Origin of the sequence: Xanthomonas albilineans (assembly GCF_009931595.1) — a bacterium.
GTDB classification, from domain to species: domain Bacteria; phylum Pseudomonadota; class Gammaproteobacteria; order Xanthomonadales; family Xanthomonadaceae; genus Xanthomonas_A; species Xanthomonas_A albilineans.
In genome coordinates this window covers 621,703-636,781 of the sequence record NZ_CP046570.1, presented here as the reverse complement: position 1 = coordinate 636,781, position 15,079 = coordinate 621,703, and the positions used below count along the sequence as shown (strand labels likewise).

The 15,079-nt window shown below is 64.1% G+C and carries 14 protein-coding genes and 1 tRNA gene; 1 reads left to right on the top strand and 14 read right to left on the bottom strand.

What is annotated here, in order from left to right; genetic code table 11:
- Positions 1-3: 3 nt before the first annotated feature.
- The 6 genes from prpF to XaFJ1_RS02885 form a co-directional block, all read right to left on the bottom strand.
- Entirely contained in the window at positions 4-1,197 is a 1,194-nt protein-coding gene (prpF, locus tag XaFJ1_RS02910) for a 2-methylaconitate cis-trans isomerase PrpF (RefSeq protein ID WP_012915170.1), read from the bottom strand.
- Positions 1,198-1,317: 120 nt separating this feature from the next.
- Positions 1,318-3,930, bottom strand: a complete 2,613-nt coding sequence (gene acnD / locus XaFJ1_RS02905) for a Fe/S-dependent 2-methylisocitrate dehydratase AcnD (RefSeq protein WP_012915169.1) — start codon at positions 3,928-3,930, stop codon at positions 1,318-1,320.
- A 155-nt stretch (positions 3,931-4,085) separates the two neighbouring features.
- Positions 4,086-5,249, bottom strand: coding sequence for a bifunctional 2-methylcitrate synthase/citrate synthase (gene prpC / locus XaFJ1_RS02900; RefSeq protein ID WP_012915168.1), 1,164 nt, complete (start codon positions 5,247-5,249; stop codon positions 4,086-4,088).
- A 43-nt stretch (positions 5,250-5,292) separates the two neighbouring features.
- Complete coding sequence (locus tag XaFJ1_RS02895) at positions 5,293-5,898, bottom strand: DUF1003 domain-containing protein (protein ID WP_012915167.1); 606 nt, start codon at positions 5,896-5,898, stop codon at positions 5,293-5,295.
- A gap of 37 nt (positions 5,899-5,935) precedes the next feature.
- On the bottom strand, positions 5,936-6,823 hold the full coding sequence (gene prpB / locus XaFJ1_RS02890; RefSeq protein WP_012915166.1) for a methylisocitrate lyase: 888 nt from the start codon (positions 6,821-6,823) through the stop codon (positions 5,936-5,938).
- A gap of 469 nt (positions 6,824-7,292) precedes the next feature.
- The gene (locus XaFJ1_RS02885) at positions 7,293-7,784 is read right to left on the bottom strand and encodes a hypothetical protein (RefSeq protein ID WP_155393054.1); all 492 of its coding nucleotides are present in this window, start codon (positions 7,782-7,784) and stop codon (positions 7,293-7,295) included.
- A 228-nt stretch (positions 7,785-8,012) separates the two neighbouring features.
- Between XaFJ1_RS02885 and XaFJ1_RS02880 the strand changes: the two genes are divergently transcribed.
- Positions 8,013-8,489: a hypothetical protein gene (locus XaFJ1_RS02880; protein ID WP_012915163.1), complete on the top strand. Its 477-nt coding sequence runs from the start codon at positions 8,013-8,015 to the stop codon at positions 8,487-8,489.
- Positions 8,490-8,548: 59 nt separating this feature from the next.
- Here XaFJ1_RS02880 and XaFJ1_RS02875 read toward each other — a convergent pair.
- The 8 genes from XaFJ1_RS02875 to acpP form a co-directional block, all read right to left on the bottom strand.
- Positions 8,549-8,623, bottom strand: a tRNA-Val gene (locus XaFJ1_RS02875).
- Between the two features lie 75 nt (positions 8,624-8,698).
- Positions 8,699-9,052, bottom strand: coding sequence for a PilZ domain-containing protein (locus XaFJ1_RS02870; RefSeq protein WP_012915162.1), 354 nt, complete (start codon positions 9,050-9,052; stop codon positions 8,699-8,701).
- The gene (locus XaFJ1_RS02865) at positions 9,049-10,011 is read right to left on the bottom strand and encodes a DNA polymerase III subunit delta' (protein ID WP_012915161.1); all 963 of its coding nucleotides are present in this window, start codon (positions 10,009-10,011) and stop codon (positions 9,049-9,051) included. The genes XaFJ1_RS02870 and XaFJ1_RS02865 overlap by 4 nt, the downstream gene beginning before the upstream one ends.
- Positions 10,008-10,679, bottom strand: a complete 672-nt coding sequence (gene tmk / locus XaFJ1_RS02860) for a dTMP kinase (protein WP_012915160.1) — start codon at positions 10,677-10,679, stop codon at positions 10,008-10,010. Before tmk ends, XaFJ1_RS02865 begins: the two co-directional genes overlap by 4 nt.
- Positions 10,676-11,755, bottom strand: coding sequence for an endolytic transglycosylase MltG (gene mltG, locus XaFJ1_RS02855; RefSeq protein ID WP_045756718.1), 1,080 nt, complete (start codon positions 11,753-11,755; stop codon positions 10,676-10,678). The genes tmk and mltG overlap by 4 nt, the downstream gene beginning before the upstream one ends.
- 58 nt (positions 11,756-11,813) lie before the next feature.
- The gene (locus XaFJ1_RS02850; RefSeq protein ID WP_012915158.1) at positions 11,814-13,163 is read right to left on the bottom strand and encodes an aminodeoxychorismate synthase component I; all 1,350 of its coding nucleotides are present in this window, start codon (positions 13,161-13,163) and stop codon (positions 11,814-11,816) included.
- Between the two features lie 166 nt (positions 13,164-13,329).
- Positions 13,330-14,565: a beta-ketoacyl-ACP synthase II gene (fabF, locus tag XaFJ1_RS02845; protein WP_012915157.1), complete on the bottom strand. Its 1,236-nt coding sequence runs from the start codon at positions 14,563-14,565 to the stop codon at positions 13,330-13,332.
- A 131-nt stretch (positions 14,566-14,696) separates the two neighbouring features.
- A complete protein-coding gene (gene acpP / locus XaFJ1_RS02840; RefSeq protein WP_012915156.1) occupies positions 14,697-14,936 on the bottom strand; it encodes an acyl carrier protein in 240 nt (79 codons plus the stop codon).
- Positions 14,937-15,079: the final 143 nt, after the last annotated feature.

Genomic DNA, 15,079 nt, shown 5'->3' with positions numbered 1-15,079 from the left:
CTCTTAGCCCAGCGCGACATCCGGCACCCGTACCCAGCCTTCCATCAGCACCCGCGCGCTGCGGCTCATGAGCGCCTTGGTGACCGTCCACTGGCCATCCACCTGACGCGCCTTGGCGCCGACACGCAAGGTGCCCGAGGGATGACCGAAACGCACCGCGTTGCGCGCGCCACCACCCGCGGCACGGTTCACCAGCGTGCCCGGGATCGCCGCGGCGGTGCCGATTGCCACCGCCGCGGTGCCCATCATCGCGTGGTGCAATTTGCCCATCGACATGGCCCGGACCAGCAGGTCGATGTGGGCAGCCGCAACCGGTTTGCCGCTGGAAGCCACGTAGTCGGCTGGCGGCGCGACGAAGGCGAGCTTGGGCGTGTGCTGGCGCGTGGCCGCCTGCTCCAACGTGGCGATCAGGCCCATGCGCAACGCGCCGTATGCGCGGATGGTCTCTAATCGGGCCAACGCCTGCGCATCGTCGTTGATCGCGTTCTGCAATTCGGTACCGCGATAACCGAGTTCTTGCGCGTCGAGGAAGATGGTCGGAATGCCGGCGTTGATCAAGGTCGCCGTCAACGTCCCCACACCAGGCACTTCCAGCGTCTCGATCAGATGGCCGGTGGGAAACATCGCGCCATCGGCACCGTCTTCGTCGGCGGCCGGATCGAGGAATTCGAGCGCAATCTCCGCTGCGGGGAAGGTCACGCCGTCTAGTTCGAAATCACCGGTTTCCTGGACGTCACCGCCCGCCATCGGCACGTGCGCCAGAATGGTCTTGCCGATGTTGGCCTGCCAGATCCGCACCGTGGCGATGCCATCGCGCGGAACCCGTGCCGGATCGAGCATGCCCGCGGCAATGGCGAATGGCCCCACCGCCGCCGAGAGATTGCCGCAGTTGCCGCTCCAGTCCACGAACGGGCGGTCGATCGCCACCTGACCGAACAGGTAATCCACGTCGTGATCCGCACGCGTACTCGGCGCCAGGATCACGGTCTTGCTGGTGCTGGAGGTGGCCCCACCCATCCCATCGATCTGCTTGGCATACGGATCGGGACTGCCGATCACGCGCAACAGCAGTGCGTCGCGCGCTGGGCCCGGCACCTGTGCCGCCACGGGCAAATCCTGGAGCCGGAAGAACACCCCCTTGGAGGTGCCACCGCGCAAATAGGTGGCGGGAATACGCAGTTGCGCAACGTGAGCCATGGCAGTTCCAGTCGGAGAGACGAATCGATTGATTAGAAGACCACACGCAACGCGAGCGCGGCTGACTACACCGGCCTGCACGGCCGCCACCGCGTTCGACGGCGCACGCGCACTGCGGCATCAGGCCGCCGCCGCGTCGAGAAAATCCTGGGCGAAGCGTTGCAACACACCACCGGCCTCGTAGATGGACACGTCCTCGTCGCTGTCCAGGCGACACAGCACCGGCACCTGCACCGGATCGCCATGCGTGCGCTCGATACGCAGCGACAGGGTCGCGCCGGGGCGGCGTTCGCCGAGCACCGCAAAGATCTCGCTGCCGTCGATGCCCAAGGTCTTGCGCGTTGTACCCGGCAGAAACTGCAACGGCAACACGCCCATGCCGATCAGGTTGGTGCGGTGGATACGCTCGAACCCCTCGGCGACGATGGCCTCCACGCCCGCAAGACGCACGCCCTTGGCCGCCCAGTCGCGCGAGGATCCCTGGCCATAATCGGCACCGGCGATGACGATCAACGGCTGCTTGCGTGCCATATAAGTCTCGATCGCCTCCCACATGCGCAGCACCTGTCCCTCCGGTTCCAGGCGGGTCAGCGCACCTTGCCGGACCTGACCATCGACCACCGCCATCTCGTTGCGCAGCGTCGGGTTGGCGAAGGTGGCGCGCTGCGCGGTGAGGTGGTCGCCGCGATGCGTGGCGTAAGAATTGAAGTCTTCCTCCGGCACGCCCATGCGCGCGAGATATTCGCCAGCGGCGCTGTCGGCAAGGATCGCGTTGGACGGCGATAGATGATCGGTGGTGATGTTGTCGCCGAGCACTGCCAGCGCGCGCATACCGCGCAACGTGCGCTCCCCGGCCAGCGCACCCTCCCAGTATGGCGGGCGGCGGATGTAGGTGCTTTGGGGGCGCCACGCGTACAGCGGGCTGACCGGCGCGGCGTGCTCCGCGCGCACGCTGAACATCGGCGCGTACACGCGGCGGAACTGCTCCGGCGTCACCGCCGCGCGCACCACCGCGTCGATCTCCGCATCGCTGGGCCAGATGTCCTGCAAGCGCACCGGACTGCCATCGGCATCCACGCCCAACACGTCTTTTTCGATGTCGAAGCGCACCGTGCCGGCAATGGCATAGGCGATCACCAGCGGCGGCGAGGCCAGGAATGCCTGTTTGGCGTAAGGGTGGATGCGGCCATCGAAGTTGCGATTGCCCGACAGCACCGCGGTGACGTACAGATCGCGGTCGATGATTTCCTGCTGGATGTGCGGATCCAACGCGCCACTCATGCCGTTGCAGGTGGTGCAGGCGAAACCGACGATGCCGAAGCCGAGCGCCTCCAACTCCGCCAGCAGGCCGGCTTCTTGCAAATACAGCTGCACGGCCTTGGAACCGGGCGCCAGCGAGGTCTTCACCCATGGTTTGCGGGTCAGCCCACGCGCGTTGGCATTGCGCGCCAGCAGCGCGGCGGCGATGACATTGCGCGGGTTGGAGGTGTTGGTGCAACTGGTGATGGCGGCGATGATCACGGCGCCATCGGGCATCCGCCCCTGCGCCTGCTCCGCCTTGCCAGCCTCCAACTTGGCGGCGTCGGCGATACCGCGCGCGGCCAGTTGCGTGGTCGCTACCCGCGTGTGCGGGTTGCTCGGGCCGGCCATGTTGCGCACCACGCTGGCAAGATCGAAGCGCAGCACGCGCTCATACTGCGCCGTGGTCAGCGCCTCGGCCCACAACCCCGTGGTGCGCGCGTAGGTTTCCACCAACGCGAGCTGCGCTTGTTCGCGTCCGGTCAGGCGCAGATAGTCGATGGTCTGCGCATCGATATAGAACATCGCCGCGGTGGCCCCGTATTCCGGGCACATGTTGGAGATGGTAGCGCGGTCGCCGATGGTCAGCGCTGCGGCGCCGGGGCCGAAGAATTCCAGATATGCGCCGACCACGCGTTGTGCGCGCAGGAACTCGGTCAGCGCCAGCACCACATCGGTGGCGGTGATGCCCGGCTGTGGTTTTCCGCGCAGTTCGACCCCGACGATCTCCGGCAGCCGCATCCATGACGCGCGCCCAAGCATCACGCTCTCGGCCTCCAGCCCGCCGACGCCAATCGCAATGACACCCAGCGCATCCACGTGCGGGGTATGGCTGTCGGTGCCCACGCAGGTATCCGGAAACGCGACCCCATCCTGCACGTAAACCACCGACGACATTTTCTCCAAATTGATCTGGTGCATGATGCCGTTGCCCGGCGGAATCACGTCCACATTGCGGAAGGCGTGTTTGCTCCAGTCGATGAAATGGAAACGGTCGGCGTTGCGACGATCCTCGATGGCGCGATTCTTCGCGAACGCCTGCGGATCGGCGCCGCCGCATTCCACCGCCAGGGAATGATCGACGATCAGTTGCACCGGCACCACCGGATTGACCTGGGCCGGATCGCCCCCCTTGTCGGCAATGGCATCGCGCAGCCCGGCCAGATCCACCAACGCGGTCTGGCCAAGAATGTCGTGGCACACCACCCGCGCCGGAAACCACGGGAAATCCAGGTCGCGGCGACGCTCGATCAGTTGCAGCAAGGCATCGCGCAGCAGCGCCGGATCGCAGCGGCGCACCAGGTTCTCGGCGAAAACCCGCGCGACATACGGCAAGGCGGCATAGGCGCCGGGGTGGATCGCATCGACTGCGGCGCGCGCGTCGAAATACTCCAGCGACGTGCCCGGCAGGGGAAGGCGGTAGTGGCTGTTCATGTCTGGCTGGCTTGGCCTGGCTGAGAAAAACAAAGGCGGATTGGGCCGTGCAACCCGGAAAGGCGCGGCGCGGCATCTGCGCGCGCTTGCCTCGTCTCCATGCTCAAGCGCGACACAAGCAAGCGACGACGCGCAGCGAGTGCCGAATCCCCGCGTCAGCGCTGATCGATGGGCACGAACGCCCGATCTTCCGGTCCGATGTAATCCGCGCTGGGACGAATGATCTTGCCGTCGATGCGCTGCTCGATGATGTGCGCGCTCCAGCCAGCGGTGCGGGCGATGACGAACAGCGGCGTGAACATCGCCGGCGGCACCCCCATCATGTGGTAGCTGACCGCGCTGAACCAGTCCAGGTTAGGGAACATTTTCTTGACGTCCCACATCACGCCTTCCAGGCGCTCGGCGATGTGGTACATCTTGCGATTGCCCTGCACTTCGGATAGTTCGCGCGCGACGTCCTTGATGATCTGGTTGCGCGGATCCGACACCGTGTATACCGGATGACCAAAGCCCATGATCACCTCCTTGCGTTCCACGCGCGCCCGAATGTCTGCCTCCGCCTCGTCCGGGCTGTCGTAACGTTTTTGCACCTCGAACGAGACCTCGTTGGCGCCACCGTGTTTCGGGCCGCGCAGCGCGCCAATGCCACCGGCGATGGCGCTGTACATATCGCTACCGGTGCTGGCGATGACCCGGCAGGCGAACGTGGAAGCGTTGAACTCGTGCTCGGCGTACAGAATCAAGCTGGTGTGCATCGCCTGCACCCATTCCTCGTGCGGCTTGGAGCCGTGCAACAAGCGTAGGAAATGCCCACCGATCGAATCCTCCTCGGTCTCCACCTCGATGCGTCGCCCGTTGTGACTGTAGTGATACCAGTACAACAGCATCGAGTTGAGGCTGGCCAGCAGCTTGTCGGCGATATCGCGCGCACCTGGAGGCTGATGGCCTTCCTTCTCCGGCTGCACGCAACCCAACACCGACACGCCGGTACGCATCACGTCCATCGGATGCGCCGACGGCGGCAGTTGCTCCAGCGCGGCCTTGACCGCAGCCGGGATCCCGCGCAACGCACGCAGCTTGGCCTTGTACACAAGCAATTCGGAGTTGCTGGGCAGCTTACCGTGTACCAGCAGGTAAGCGATTTCTTCGAACTGGCTGTTGCGCGCCAGATCCACGATATCGTAGCCACGGTAGTGTAAATCGTTGCCGCTGCGGCCCACCGTGGACAGCGCGGTGTTGCCGGCGGGGGTGCCGGACAGCGCCACCGACTTTTTCGGTTTGAAGGCGGAGGCGGTCTGCGAAGCGGTGCTGTCGTTCATAGCGAAATCTCCAGGGTGCTGCGTTCGGATGGACGCAAGTGAATCAGAGTGCCTGCGACGCTGACGGCCAGGGGCTGGCACGCTCGATCAGTTGCTGCAGCATGGCGATCTGACGGTTCTGCAGATCCACCAGCGTCGCCCAGTCCTGCTCGCGCAACTGATTGAGTTTTTCGTGTACCTGCAGGATTTCCAGTTCGGATTTGATGTTTACTTCGTAGTCGTTCTGCGCGCGCAGCCGATCCACGGCAGCCTGACGGTTCTGGCTCATCATGATCACCGGCGCCTGGATCGCGGCCAGGCACGACAGGCATAGATTGAGCAGGATGTAGGGATACGGATCGAAGGCGTGCGCCAGCACCAAGCTGTTGAGCGCGATCCAGCCCAGCAGCACCACACAAAAGCTGATGATGAAGCTCCAACTGCCGCCGATCTCGGCGACCCGGTCGGCGATACGCTCGCCCAGCGAGCGGTCATGCTCGGCCTGCGTGGCGATGTCTCGAGCCACACGACGCTTGGCGATGAAGCGCTCCACCACTTCGCGCTCGGCCGCGGGCAGCTTTTCCAACTCGGTCTGGAGCAATTGCCGCGCAGTCTGGCGGCGATCGATGCGGCCACGCAGCGGTGAGGGTGGATCGGCGTGTGCGCTCATGGACATGCTCAGGCTGGGAATGGGAAGCCGCCGCCAATCATGCACCTTTACCGGCGAAAAACGCATCCAGACGCTGTTCGAAGGCGTGATAGCCGATGCGCTCGTACAGCTCCTCGCGGGTCTGCATGCTGCCCAGCACCGCCTGCTGATGGCCGTCGCGACGGATCGCCGCGTACACCGCCTCGGCGGCCTTGTTGGCGGCGCGGAACGCCGACAGCGGGAACAACTGGATCGCCACCCCGGCCCCGGCCAATTCATCCCGGCTGAATAGCGGGGTCTTACCGAACTCGGTGATGTTGGCCAGCACCGGCACCTGCACCGCGTCGACAAAACGACGGTAGGTGTCCAGATCGTAGGCGGCCTCGGCGAAGATGCCGTCGGCACCCGCCTCCACGCAGGCGATGGCGCGCGCGATCGCCGCGTCCACACCCTCGGCCTGGATGGCGTCGGTGCGCGCGATCAGGAAGAAATCGGCATCGGTCTTGGCATCGGCCGCGGCCTTGACCCGATCCACCATCTCCGCCTGACTGACGATTTCCTTGCCCGGCCGGTGACCACAACGCTTGGCGCCGACCTGATCCTCGATATGGCAGGCGGCCGCCCCCGCCTTGATCAGCGCCTTGATCGTGCGCTCAATGTTGAACGCACTGGGGCCGAAACCGGTATCGATGTCCACCAGCAGCGGCAGCGCGCATACATCGGTGATGCGGCGCACGTCGATCAGCACATCCTCGAGCGTATTGATGCCCAGGTCCGGCAGGCCCAGCGAACCGGCGGCGACGCCGCCACCGGAGAGATAGATCGCCTTGTAGCCGGCGCGTTGCGCCAGTAGCGCATGGTTGGCGTTGATCGCGCCGATCACCTGCAGCGGCGCTTCGGCGGCGAGCGCGGCGCGGAAACGGGCACCGGGAGAAACGAGGGACATGATCGACTCCTGACGTAGAGGCGCGGCCCCGCAGAGCGTTCCGCGCTGCTCACCAATTTGGCACCATCTTCGGCGCCAATCAATGTCCTGTGCTTTCAAACCCGGCGTGCCGCACAACACTCAACACCTCCCGGGGCTGCGTTTGCTGAACGCGCAACCGTTGCTGCTACGCATGGAACGCAACGTTCTCGAGCGCCTGGGCATAATCGAATGCTGCCCAGCAGCATCGACTGCGATACATCCGGGCAGGGTTGAGTGAGATCGAGGACCGCAACACACGTCGCGAAAATCCAATTGCAATCGAGAACCAGCGTGCCGCTCACGATGTTGCCAAGAATACTATTCTGGTAGCACGCGACGGCAGCATGAGCGAGCAACTCCGGCGATGCACCTTTCAGTTGAGCGTCATCCAGGAGCGATGGAGCGCGTTTGGTGGATCGTGGCGCTGGATGAAATGCAGCACTGGGAATCAAACGCCACCCGATCCCGAGTCACATGCTTTCGTGTTGTATCTATAGCTGTTTAACACCCAACCACCGCCAGACGCGTTGGAAGCCCACGCATATGACCACATTTGGCTAACGCCCGCAGAGCACGACGAAACCGAGAATGCGTCTCCCGGATGCCCACTGTCAGCAAGAAGGACAGGCGATGCATCGCCTTGGGACTGGACAGCATATCTATCAAGAGCCGTCTCGCGGCTATAGGTCACCGTGACATCGCCGACCCGTTCGAATTCGCCGATCAGATGCCCTTTCACCCGCTCAGCGTGCTGCTGCAACCACGCCATGACCGCGTGCTCTTCCGCAGAATTTGCAGAATAGGTTGATTTAGTCACCATCAACTGAGATGCCGTGACCGCGCTCACCACAAACGGGACAGCGATCAACTGGGCAGCGAACAGGAATTGCAAAAGAAATTTTCTCATATTCGTTAGCCCTGCTTTGTGCATGAACGGCATGCGCACGTTTTAAGCTACGCCTTCACGCTCGTATGTCACAAGGATCGGCGCGACAGATGTCTACAAATCACCTCATTTATTCCACCACTACCCGGCGTCTGAATCGCCCAGTATTTCCTAAACATCTCATGACCATAGAAAATGGCAAGCTCGGAGGTGTCCGTAAAAACGGGGGTGGACCCATCAGCATCTACGGATACCCTGGACGATTCATAGGTAGGCAGAAATATGGGCTACGATTTCAACGAATTCATCGAAACGCAGCGTGAAATTAACCGCGATGCTTTCGAATTTGCTCACAGGTATGTGCAAGGGCTTGTCGTCGTCGGCTATGCCGCGATGTTCTTCCTGTGGAACAAGACCGAAGGCCGAATGCCGCCTGTTCTATGGTCGGGCATCAGTCTACTGCTGTGCATTTCAGTTGGAACCTATCTGGCATGGGAAGTGTTCGCCTTCCTATTTAGGCAGCGGTTACTTATGCGCCAAGCGTCAGCAGTCGGAAAGCCTGGCGAAGAAATCGACGCCGAGGCATTCCACGCTGTCATGCAACGAAATCTGGATGACCTGCGAAACCTGCTGCCACGGCTGCGCGCGGCATGGTATCCAGCAATGTTCGGGATTGTCGTGCCAATCGCCTTGGCCTGGGCTGTTTTGCTGGCGGCCTTTGCAATTGATTTCATCCGCATCATTTACCAGACCGCCTAACTGTTGGCATGCGGTGCTGACGCAAAAAGCCGGCACTGGGCCGGCTATTTCGTAAATAGTGGTGGGCGGTACAGGGTTCGAACCTGTGACCCTTGCCGTGTGAAGGCAATGCTCTACCGCTGAGCTAACCGCCCGTGTCGCGAGCCGAGCATTATAGAGCGGCAGCGGCCGACGTCAACGGCGTCGGCACCGCTCTGGCCGCAGAGCCATTACATGGTCATCGTAGGCTTGTCGGCGTTGAGGGTGCCGGCCAGTTGGGTCTCGATCTTGGTCCGGATGGTTTCGCCGTCGCTGTTTTCCGGCAGTTGCACGCCGATCCCCGCAGCCCGGTTGCCCTGCGCGCCGACCGGGGTCACCCAGACGACCTTGCCGGCCACCGGCAAGCGCTCGCTGGAATCGGGCAAGGTCAGCAACAGGAAAACTTCATCGCCAAGCAGGTAGCGCTTGGGCGTGGGCACGAAGATGCCACCGTTCTTCACGAACGGCATGTAGGCGTTGTACAGCGCCGCTTTGTCTTTCACCGCCAAGGACAGGATGCCCTGGCGCCCACTCGTCGCACTCATCGTCGCGCCTCTCTCCCGGCTGGGCGATCGCCCTCGCGCCAGGTCAGTAACAGTTCCGCAATCGCCAGGTCGGCGCGCACGGTGGTGCGTAGCAGGTCGCGGGTGCGGTTGGCTGCGTCGAACCAGGCGGCCAGCTTGTGCAATCGCGCCGGGTCGGTCAAGCCGGCCTGCGAAGACTGCATCAACGCTAGATCGGCGGCATGGCTCAAGCGCTGCTCGGCGAGGTCGTCCCCGCTCCAGCGCTGTGCGGCGTCCAGGGCGCCCAGATTGCCAGCCGCGATCTGTTCCAGATCCGCAGCCACCTGCCGACGCAGTGTCAGCCCATCCTCGCGCAACCAGTGCGCGGCCAGACCGGGATGACCGCGCGCTGCCTCCAGCGCCTGGCGCGCGGTTTTTTCGGGAAAATCCTGTGCCAGCAGCCAGGCGATCGCTTCCTCGGCAGGCGGCAGCTTGAATTCCAGGCGCTGGCAGCGGCTGCGGACGGTCGCCGGCAAACGCGCCGGCTGCGCACTGATCAGCCACAGGTAACGACCGGGCTGCGGTTCTTCCAAGGTCTTGAGCAGGGCATTGCAAGCGGCGCGGTTGATCGCATCGGCCGGGTCCACCACCACCACCTGGGCGATGCCGTACTGCGGAGTCAGCGCCAGTTTCTGCGAGATTTCGCGTACCTGCTCGATGACGATCTCGGTGCGTAATTTGTCGCCGGTCCGGTTGGGAATGAACGAGATCAGATGCAGGTCGGGATGGGTACCGGCAGCGATCAGTTGCGCGCTACGCTGGTTAGCGGCCGGCTCGCCCTGGCCGAGTACGTGCGCCGCCAGTTTCAGCGCCACCGCGCGCTTGCCAAGGCCTTCCGGCCCACAGATCAACAGGCCATGACCGAGCCTGCCGGCATCGAGAGCGGCCACGGTCTGGTCGTAGGCACGCTGCTGCCACGGCGCGAACGGCAACTCGCTCATGGCGCCGGCACCTGTTGTCCCTGTACCCACGCAGCCAGGGCAGCGGCAACGGCCTGCGCCACCGCCTGCGGAGGCTGGCTGGCGTCGATGACGCGGAAGCGCTGCGGGTCCTGGGTGGCACGCTGGCGGAAGCCGGCACGCACGCGCTGGAAGAAATCGTCCTGCTCGCTTTCGATCCGGTCCGGCCACAGATCGCGGCCACTGGTACGGGCGCGGCCGATCTGCACGTCTAGATCCAACAGCAGGGTCAGGCCCGGCTGCAACCCGACCGCGCGCCGCTCCAAGTCGGCGATCCAGGCGCGGTCCAGGCCGCGGCCCTCGCCCTGGTAGGCGTAGCTGGAATCGGTGAAACGGTCGCTGACCACGTAAGCCCCACGTTGCAGCGCCGGGCGGATCACCTCGCGCACATGCTGGGCGCGTGCGGCGAATACCAGCAACAGTTCCGTCTCGGCAGACAGCGGCTCGGCGGACGACGACGGTGCGGTATCCAGCAACAGCCCGCGGATGCGTTCGGCCAGCGGTGTCCCGCCTGGTTCGCGGGTCAGCACCACCTCGTGGCCCTGCGCCTGCAGCCAGTCGCGGATCGCATTGATCGCGGTGGTCTTGCCGGCACCCTCGCCGCCTTCCAGGCTGACGAAGCGATGGTGACGCAGCACAGCCTCGCTCATGGCTTCTCCTCCGCGCCGCTACGCGTCTGGCGCAAGCGCTGCAGGTAACGCGCCACCGCCGCGTTGTGTTCGGCATAACTGGAAGAAAACGCATGCGCGCCGCTGCCATCGCCGATCGCCACGAAATACAAACTGTCGCCCGGCGCAGGATGCGTCGCGGCGCGCAGCGCCTCGCGCCCTGGCATGGCAATCGGAGTCGGCGGCAAGCCGGTGCGGGTGTAGGTGTTGTAGGGCGTATCGGTTTCCAGATCGCGCTTGCGGATGTTGCCGTCGTAGGTGCTACCGATGCCGTAGATCACGCTCGGATCGGTCTGCAGTTTCATCCCCAGTTGCAGGCGCCGCACGAACACGCCGGCGATCTGCGGGCGTTCGGCGGCCAGGGCGGTTTCCTTCTCCACGATCGAGGCCAGGATCAGCGTCTGTTCCGGCGATGACAGCAGCAGGTCGGTGGCACGGCTGTCCCATGCGTCGGCCAGCGCCTTGTCCATCGCCTTATGCGCGCGCCGCAGCAGATCCAGATCGCTGTCGCCGCGCTGGTAGAGATAGGTCTCGGGCAGAAAACGGCCTTCCGCAGCTTGACCAGGCTGGGCGAGTTTGGACATCAGGTCGTTGTCACCGAGATCGGCGGTGATATGACGCAGTGGCGTGGCCGCATTCAGCGCCACGCGCAGTTGGCGCAGGTTCCAGCCTTCGACGATGGTGAAGCGATATTGGATCACCTGCCCCTTGCGCATCCGCAGCAGCAAGGCGCGCGGGCTAAGTGGCGGCTGTAGCGCGTATTCGCCGAACCGGAGCTTGCCGGCGACGCCGAGTTCGCGCGCCAACACCTGCCATTGCAAGTCGCTGCCCTGGTTGACGCCAGCATCGCGCAACCTGCGCAGCACGCTATTGAACGAAGCGCCACGCGCCACCTCCACGCTGGGCTGAACCGCCTGCAGCGGGCGGTCGGTGAAAGCGCGATAGCTCTGCCACCACCATGCACCGGCCGCTGCGAGCAGCAGCGCAAGCGCCAGCACCGCCGCCACCAGCATCAGACCCCCGCGTTTAGCCCTGGTCACGACCACCTCGAAGCGCATTCAACGACATGCAGGATACCGCGTGGCCGCCATCACCCGGTATCGCCGGGAGCGACACTCAAGGTTCCAGCGCGCGCAGTAGGCCGCGCGCCTTGGCCAGGGTCTCGTCGAGTTCGCGCTCGGGCTGGGAATCGAACACGATGCCGGCACCGGTGCGGAACTGCACCTGCGCAGCCTCCACCTCGGCGGTGCGGATGAGGATGTTCAGGTCCATGTCGCCGTCGCAGTTCAGCCAACCGAACGCGCCGGTATAGGCGCCGCGTGGGGTTTGCTCCAGTTCGGCGATGATCTGCATGCAACGCACCTTGGGACAGCCGGTGATGGTGCCGCCTGGAAACGTGGCGCGGATCACCTCGCCTGGGCTGACCCCATCGCGCAGGCGGCCGCGCACGTTGCTGACGATGTGATGCACATGGGCATAGCTCTCCACCGTCATCAGTTCGTCCACTTCGACACTGTCAGGCGCGCAAATCCGGCCCAAGTCGTTGCGTTCCAGATCGATCAGCATCACGTGCTCGGCACGTTCCTTGGGATGGCCGACCAGTTCGCGGATGCGCGCGGCAGCGTCATCGCCCGGCGCGCGCGCGCGGGTACCCGCAATCGGCCGAGTCTCGACCACGTCGCCGCGCACCGACACTAAACGCTCCGGCGAGGAACTTACCACGGCACGACCATGACCGACGAACAGGCCAGCAAACGGCGCCGGGTTGGCACGGCGCAACTGTGCGTACAGCGCCGCCGGCGCCACCGCAGCAGCGAAGCGCGCCGTCCAACGCCGCGACAGGTTGACCTGAAATACGTCACCGGCCCCCAGGTAATCGAGAATACGGCGCACCCCCTCGATAAAGCGTTGCGGCGGGTCTTCCTCGATCGCCAGCGGCGCGGTCCAGACAGGCGCCGGGGCCGCACCGGGCAAGGCACCTAGATCGGCAAGGACGGTCTCCAACAGCGCCGCATGCGCGGACTCGGCCACCGCCACGCAATCGCCGCTGACATGGTCGCGCAGCAAGGCGGCGGGGCAACGCAAGGCCAGCGCCGCGGGCGTCGCCGCCGCGGACTGCGGCAACGGCAGTATCGGCTCGACCTGCGCGGCCAGTTCGTAATCCAGCAGCAACGCCCAACCACCACGGAACGGCCAGCGCGGCTCGTCGCGCGCGCTGCGCGCGGCGTGCCAGCGCGCATCCAGCACACTCAGGAAATCGCCCTCGACGGCCGCCCCCTGCAGTTCGCGGGTGACACCATCGCGATCCAGGCGCAGCCCCTGGCCGTCGGCGACCAACAGCAAATCCCAGCGCCCTTGCGCGGTGCCCGATGCCGCCGACTCCAGCAACACCGGATAACGCTGCGGCGCCAGACGATGCAAGGCCAGCAGATCAATCTCGGCCGGCAGGGGAACGGTACGCAGCATCGAAGATCCGCTGGAAGAATGAAAACGCAAAGCGGCGCGGCGCCATCAATCGGCCGATGCCCATGCAGTTGGTCGCGACGTCCAATCCGCGTCGGCATCGCGGCATGCACCTGTGCGCACGACCAGGCACGATGCACCGGCCATTCCAAATGCCGCGTCCCGGTCGTCAGATCCGCTTGAACACCAAAGTCCCGTTGGTCCCGCCGAAGCCGAACCCATTGGACATCGCCACGTCGATCTTCTTCTCGCGCGCCACGTTCGGCACGTAGTCCAGATCGCAACCCTCGCCCGGTTCGTCCAGGTTGATGGTCGGCGGGATGATGCCCGTGTGGAGTGCCATCACCGAGAAGATCGCCTCGGCACCACCAGCCGCGCCGAGCAGATGCCCGATCATCGACTTGGTGGAACTAATCATGAGCTTGTAGGCATGATCGCCGAGCGCGCGCTTCATCGCGATGGTCTCGGCCAGGTCGCCCGCAGGCGTAGAGGTGCCGTGCGCATTGAGATAATCGATCTGGTCTGGATTGAGCCCGGCATCGCGCATCGCCGCGCGCATACTGCGCGCAGCGCCTTCACCGTCTTCGCTCGGCGAGGTCATGTGGAAAGCATCGGAGCTGGCGCCGAAGCCAGCCAATTCGGCATAGATGCGCGCGCCACGCGCCTTGGCATGCTCGTACTCTTCCAGCACCAGCACGCCGGCGCCATCCCCCATCACGAAACCGTCGCGGTCCTTATCCCATGGCCGCGAGGCCGCAGCGGGATCATCGTTGCGGGTGGACATCGCCCGCATCGAGGAAAAGCCGGCGATCGCAGTCGGCGAGGATCCCCGCTCGGCACCGCCAGCCAGCATCACGTCGGCATCGCCGTACTGAATCATGCGCATCGCGGTGCCAATGGAATGATTGGAGGTGGCGCAGGCGGAAACCGCCGAGAAGGTCGGCCCCTTCAGTCCCTTCATAATGCTTACCTGGCCCGGCAGCATGTTGATGATGGTACTGGGCACATAGAAAGGCGAGACCTTGCGCGGGCCACCCTCCTGCAACTTGAGGGTCTGCTCTTCGATGCCGAGCACGCCGCCGATGCCCGAACCAAGGATGGCGCCGATGCGTTCGGCATTGGCATCGGTGATCTCAAGGCCGGCATCGTCCAGTGCCATGAACGAGGCGGCGACGCCGTAGTGGATGAACGAATCCATCTTTCTGACGTCTTTGGCAGACAGGAACTTGGTCGGATCGAAATCCTTGATTTCACCGACGATGCGGGTGGCGAACTGAGATGCATCGATAAGGGTAATCGGACCGATGCCCGAACGCCCATTGACGATCCCGTCCCAGCTGCTGGCCAGATCATTGCCCAACGGCGACACCAGACCCATGCCGGTTACCACGACGCGACGGCTCATTGCGTAATCTCCTCACCGCTATATATGCGGCCTCTTGACACTGTAAAAACACAGGGCCGCATACGCGGCCCCATGGAATTGTCACACGCATCGGACCAACAAGGGCGTCGATGGCGATCTGGGACGGAGCATCAGCTCTTGACGTGCACCTTGACGTAGTCGATAGCCTGCTGCACCGAGGTAATCTTCTCGGCCTCTTCGTCCGGAATCTCGCACTCGAACTCTTCTTCCAGGGCCATCACCAGCTCGACGGTGTCCAGCGAGTCCGCACCGAGGTCATCGACGAACGATGCGCTGTTGGTGACTTCTTCTTCCTTGACGCCGAGTTGTTCGACGACGATTTTCTTGACGCGTTCTTCGATGGTGCTCATTGGGATATCGCTCCAGATGGAGGGGGGGTGGTTCGAAACGCCATCGCGTCTGCGATGGCTACGTTGGATAGTGTAGTGGAAACCGACGGCCCGTTGCAGCGCAGCCCAAGCGCCAGCCAATCAGCAACTTAGCGACACCTGTT

Coding starts and splice junctions, on each gene's coding strand:
- acpP (WP_012915156.1), bottom strand. CDS start 14,936: ATGAGCACCATCGAAGAACGCGTCAAGAAAATCGTCGTCGAACAACTC.
- prpF (WP_012915170.1), bottom strand. CDS start 1,197: ATGGCTCACGTTGCGCAACTGCGTATTCCCGCCACCTATTTGCGCGGT.
- XaFJ1_RS02870 (WP_012915162.1), bottom strand. CDS start 9,052: ATGAGTGCGACGAGTGGGCGCCAGGGCATCCTGTCCTTGGCGGTGAAA.
- XaFJ1_RS02850 (WP_012915158.1), bottom strand. CDS start 13,163: ATGCTGCGTACCGTTCCCCTGCCGGCCGAGATTGATCTGCTGGCCTTG.
- mltG (WP_045756718.1), bottom strand. CDS start 11,755: ATGCGCTTCGAGGTGGTCGTGACCAGGGCTAAACGCGGGGGTCTGATG.
- prpB (WP_012915166.1), bottom strand. CDS start 6,823: ATGTCCCTCGTTTCTCCCGGTGCCCGTTTCCGCGCCGCGCTCGCCGCC.
- XaFJ1_RS02865 (WP_012915161.1), bottom strand. CDS start 10,011: ATGAGCGAGTTGCCGTTCGCGCCGTGGCAGCAGCGTGCCTACGACCAG.
- acnD (WP_012915169.1), bottom strand. CDS start 3,930: ATGAACAGCCACTACCGCCTTCCCCTGCCGGGCACGTCGCTGGAGTAT.
- prpC (WP_012915168.1), bottom strand. CDS start 5,249: ATGAACGACAGCACCGCTTCGCAGACCGCCTCCGCCTTCAAACCGAAA.
- XaFJ1_RS02880 (WP_012915163.1), top strand. CDS start 8,013: ATGGGCTACGATTTCAACGAATTCATCGAAACGCAGCGTGAAATTAAC.
- tmk (WP_012915160.1), bottom strand. CDS start 10,679: ATGAGCGAGGCTGTGCTGCGTCACCATCGCTTCGTCAGCCTGGAAGGC.
- XaFJ1_RS02895 (WP_012915167.1), bottom strand. CDS start 5,898: ATGAGCGCACACGCCGATCCACCCTCACCGCTGCGTGGCCGCATCGAT.
- XaFJ1_RS02885 (WP_155393054.1), bottom strand. CDS start 7,784: ATGCCGTTCATGCACAAAGCAGGGCTAACGAATATGAGAAAATTTCTT.
- fabF (WP_012915157.1), bottom strand. CDS start 14,565: ATGAGCCGTCGCGTCGTGGTAACCGGCATGGGTCTGGTGTCGCCGTTG.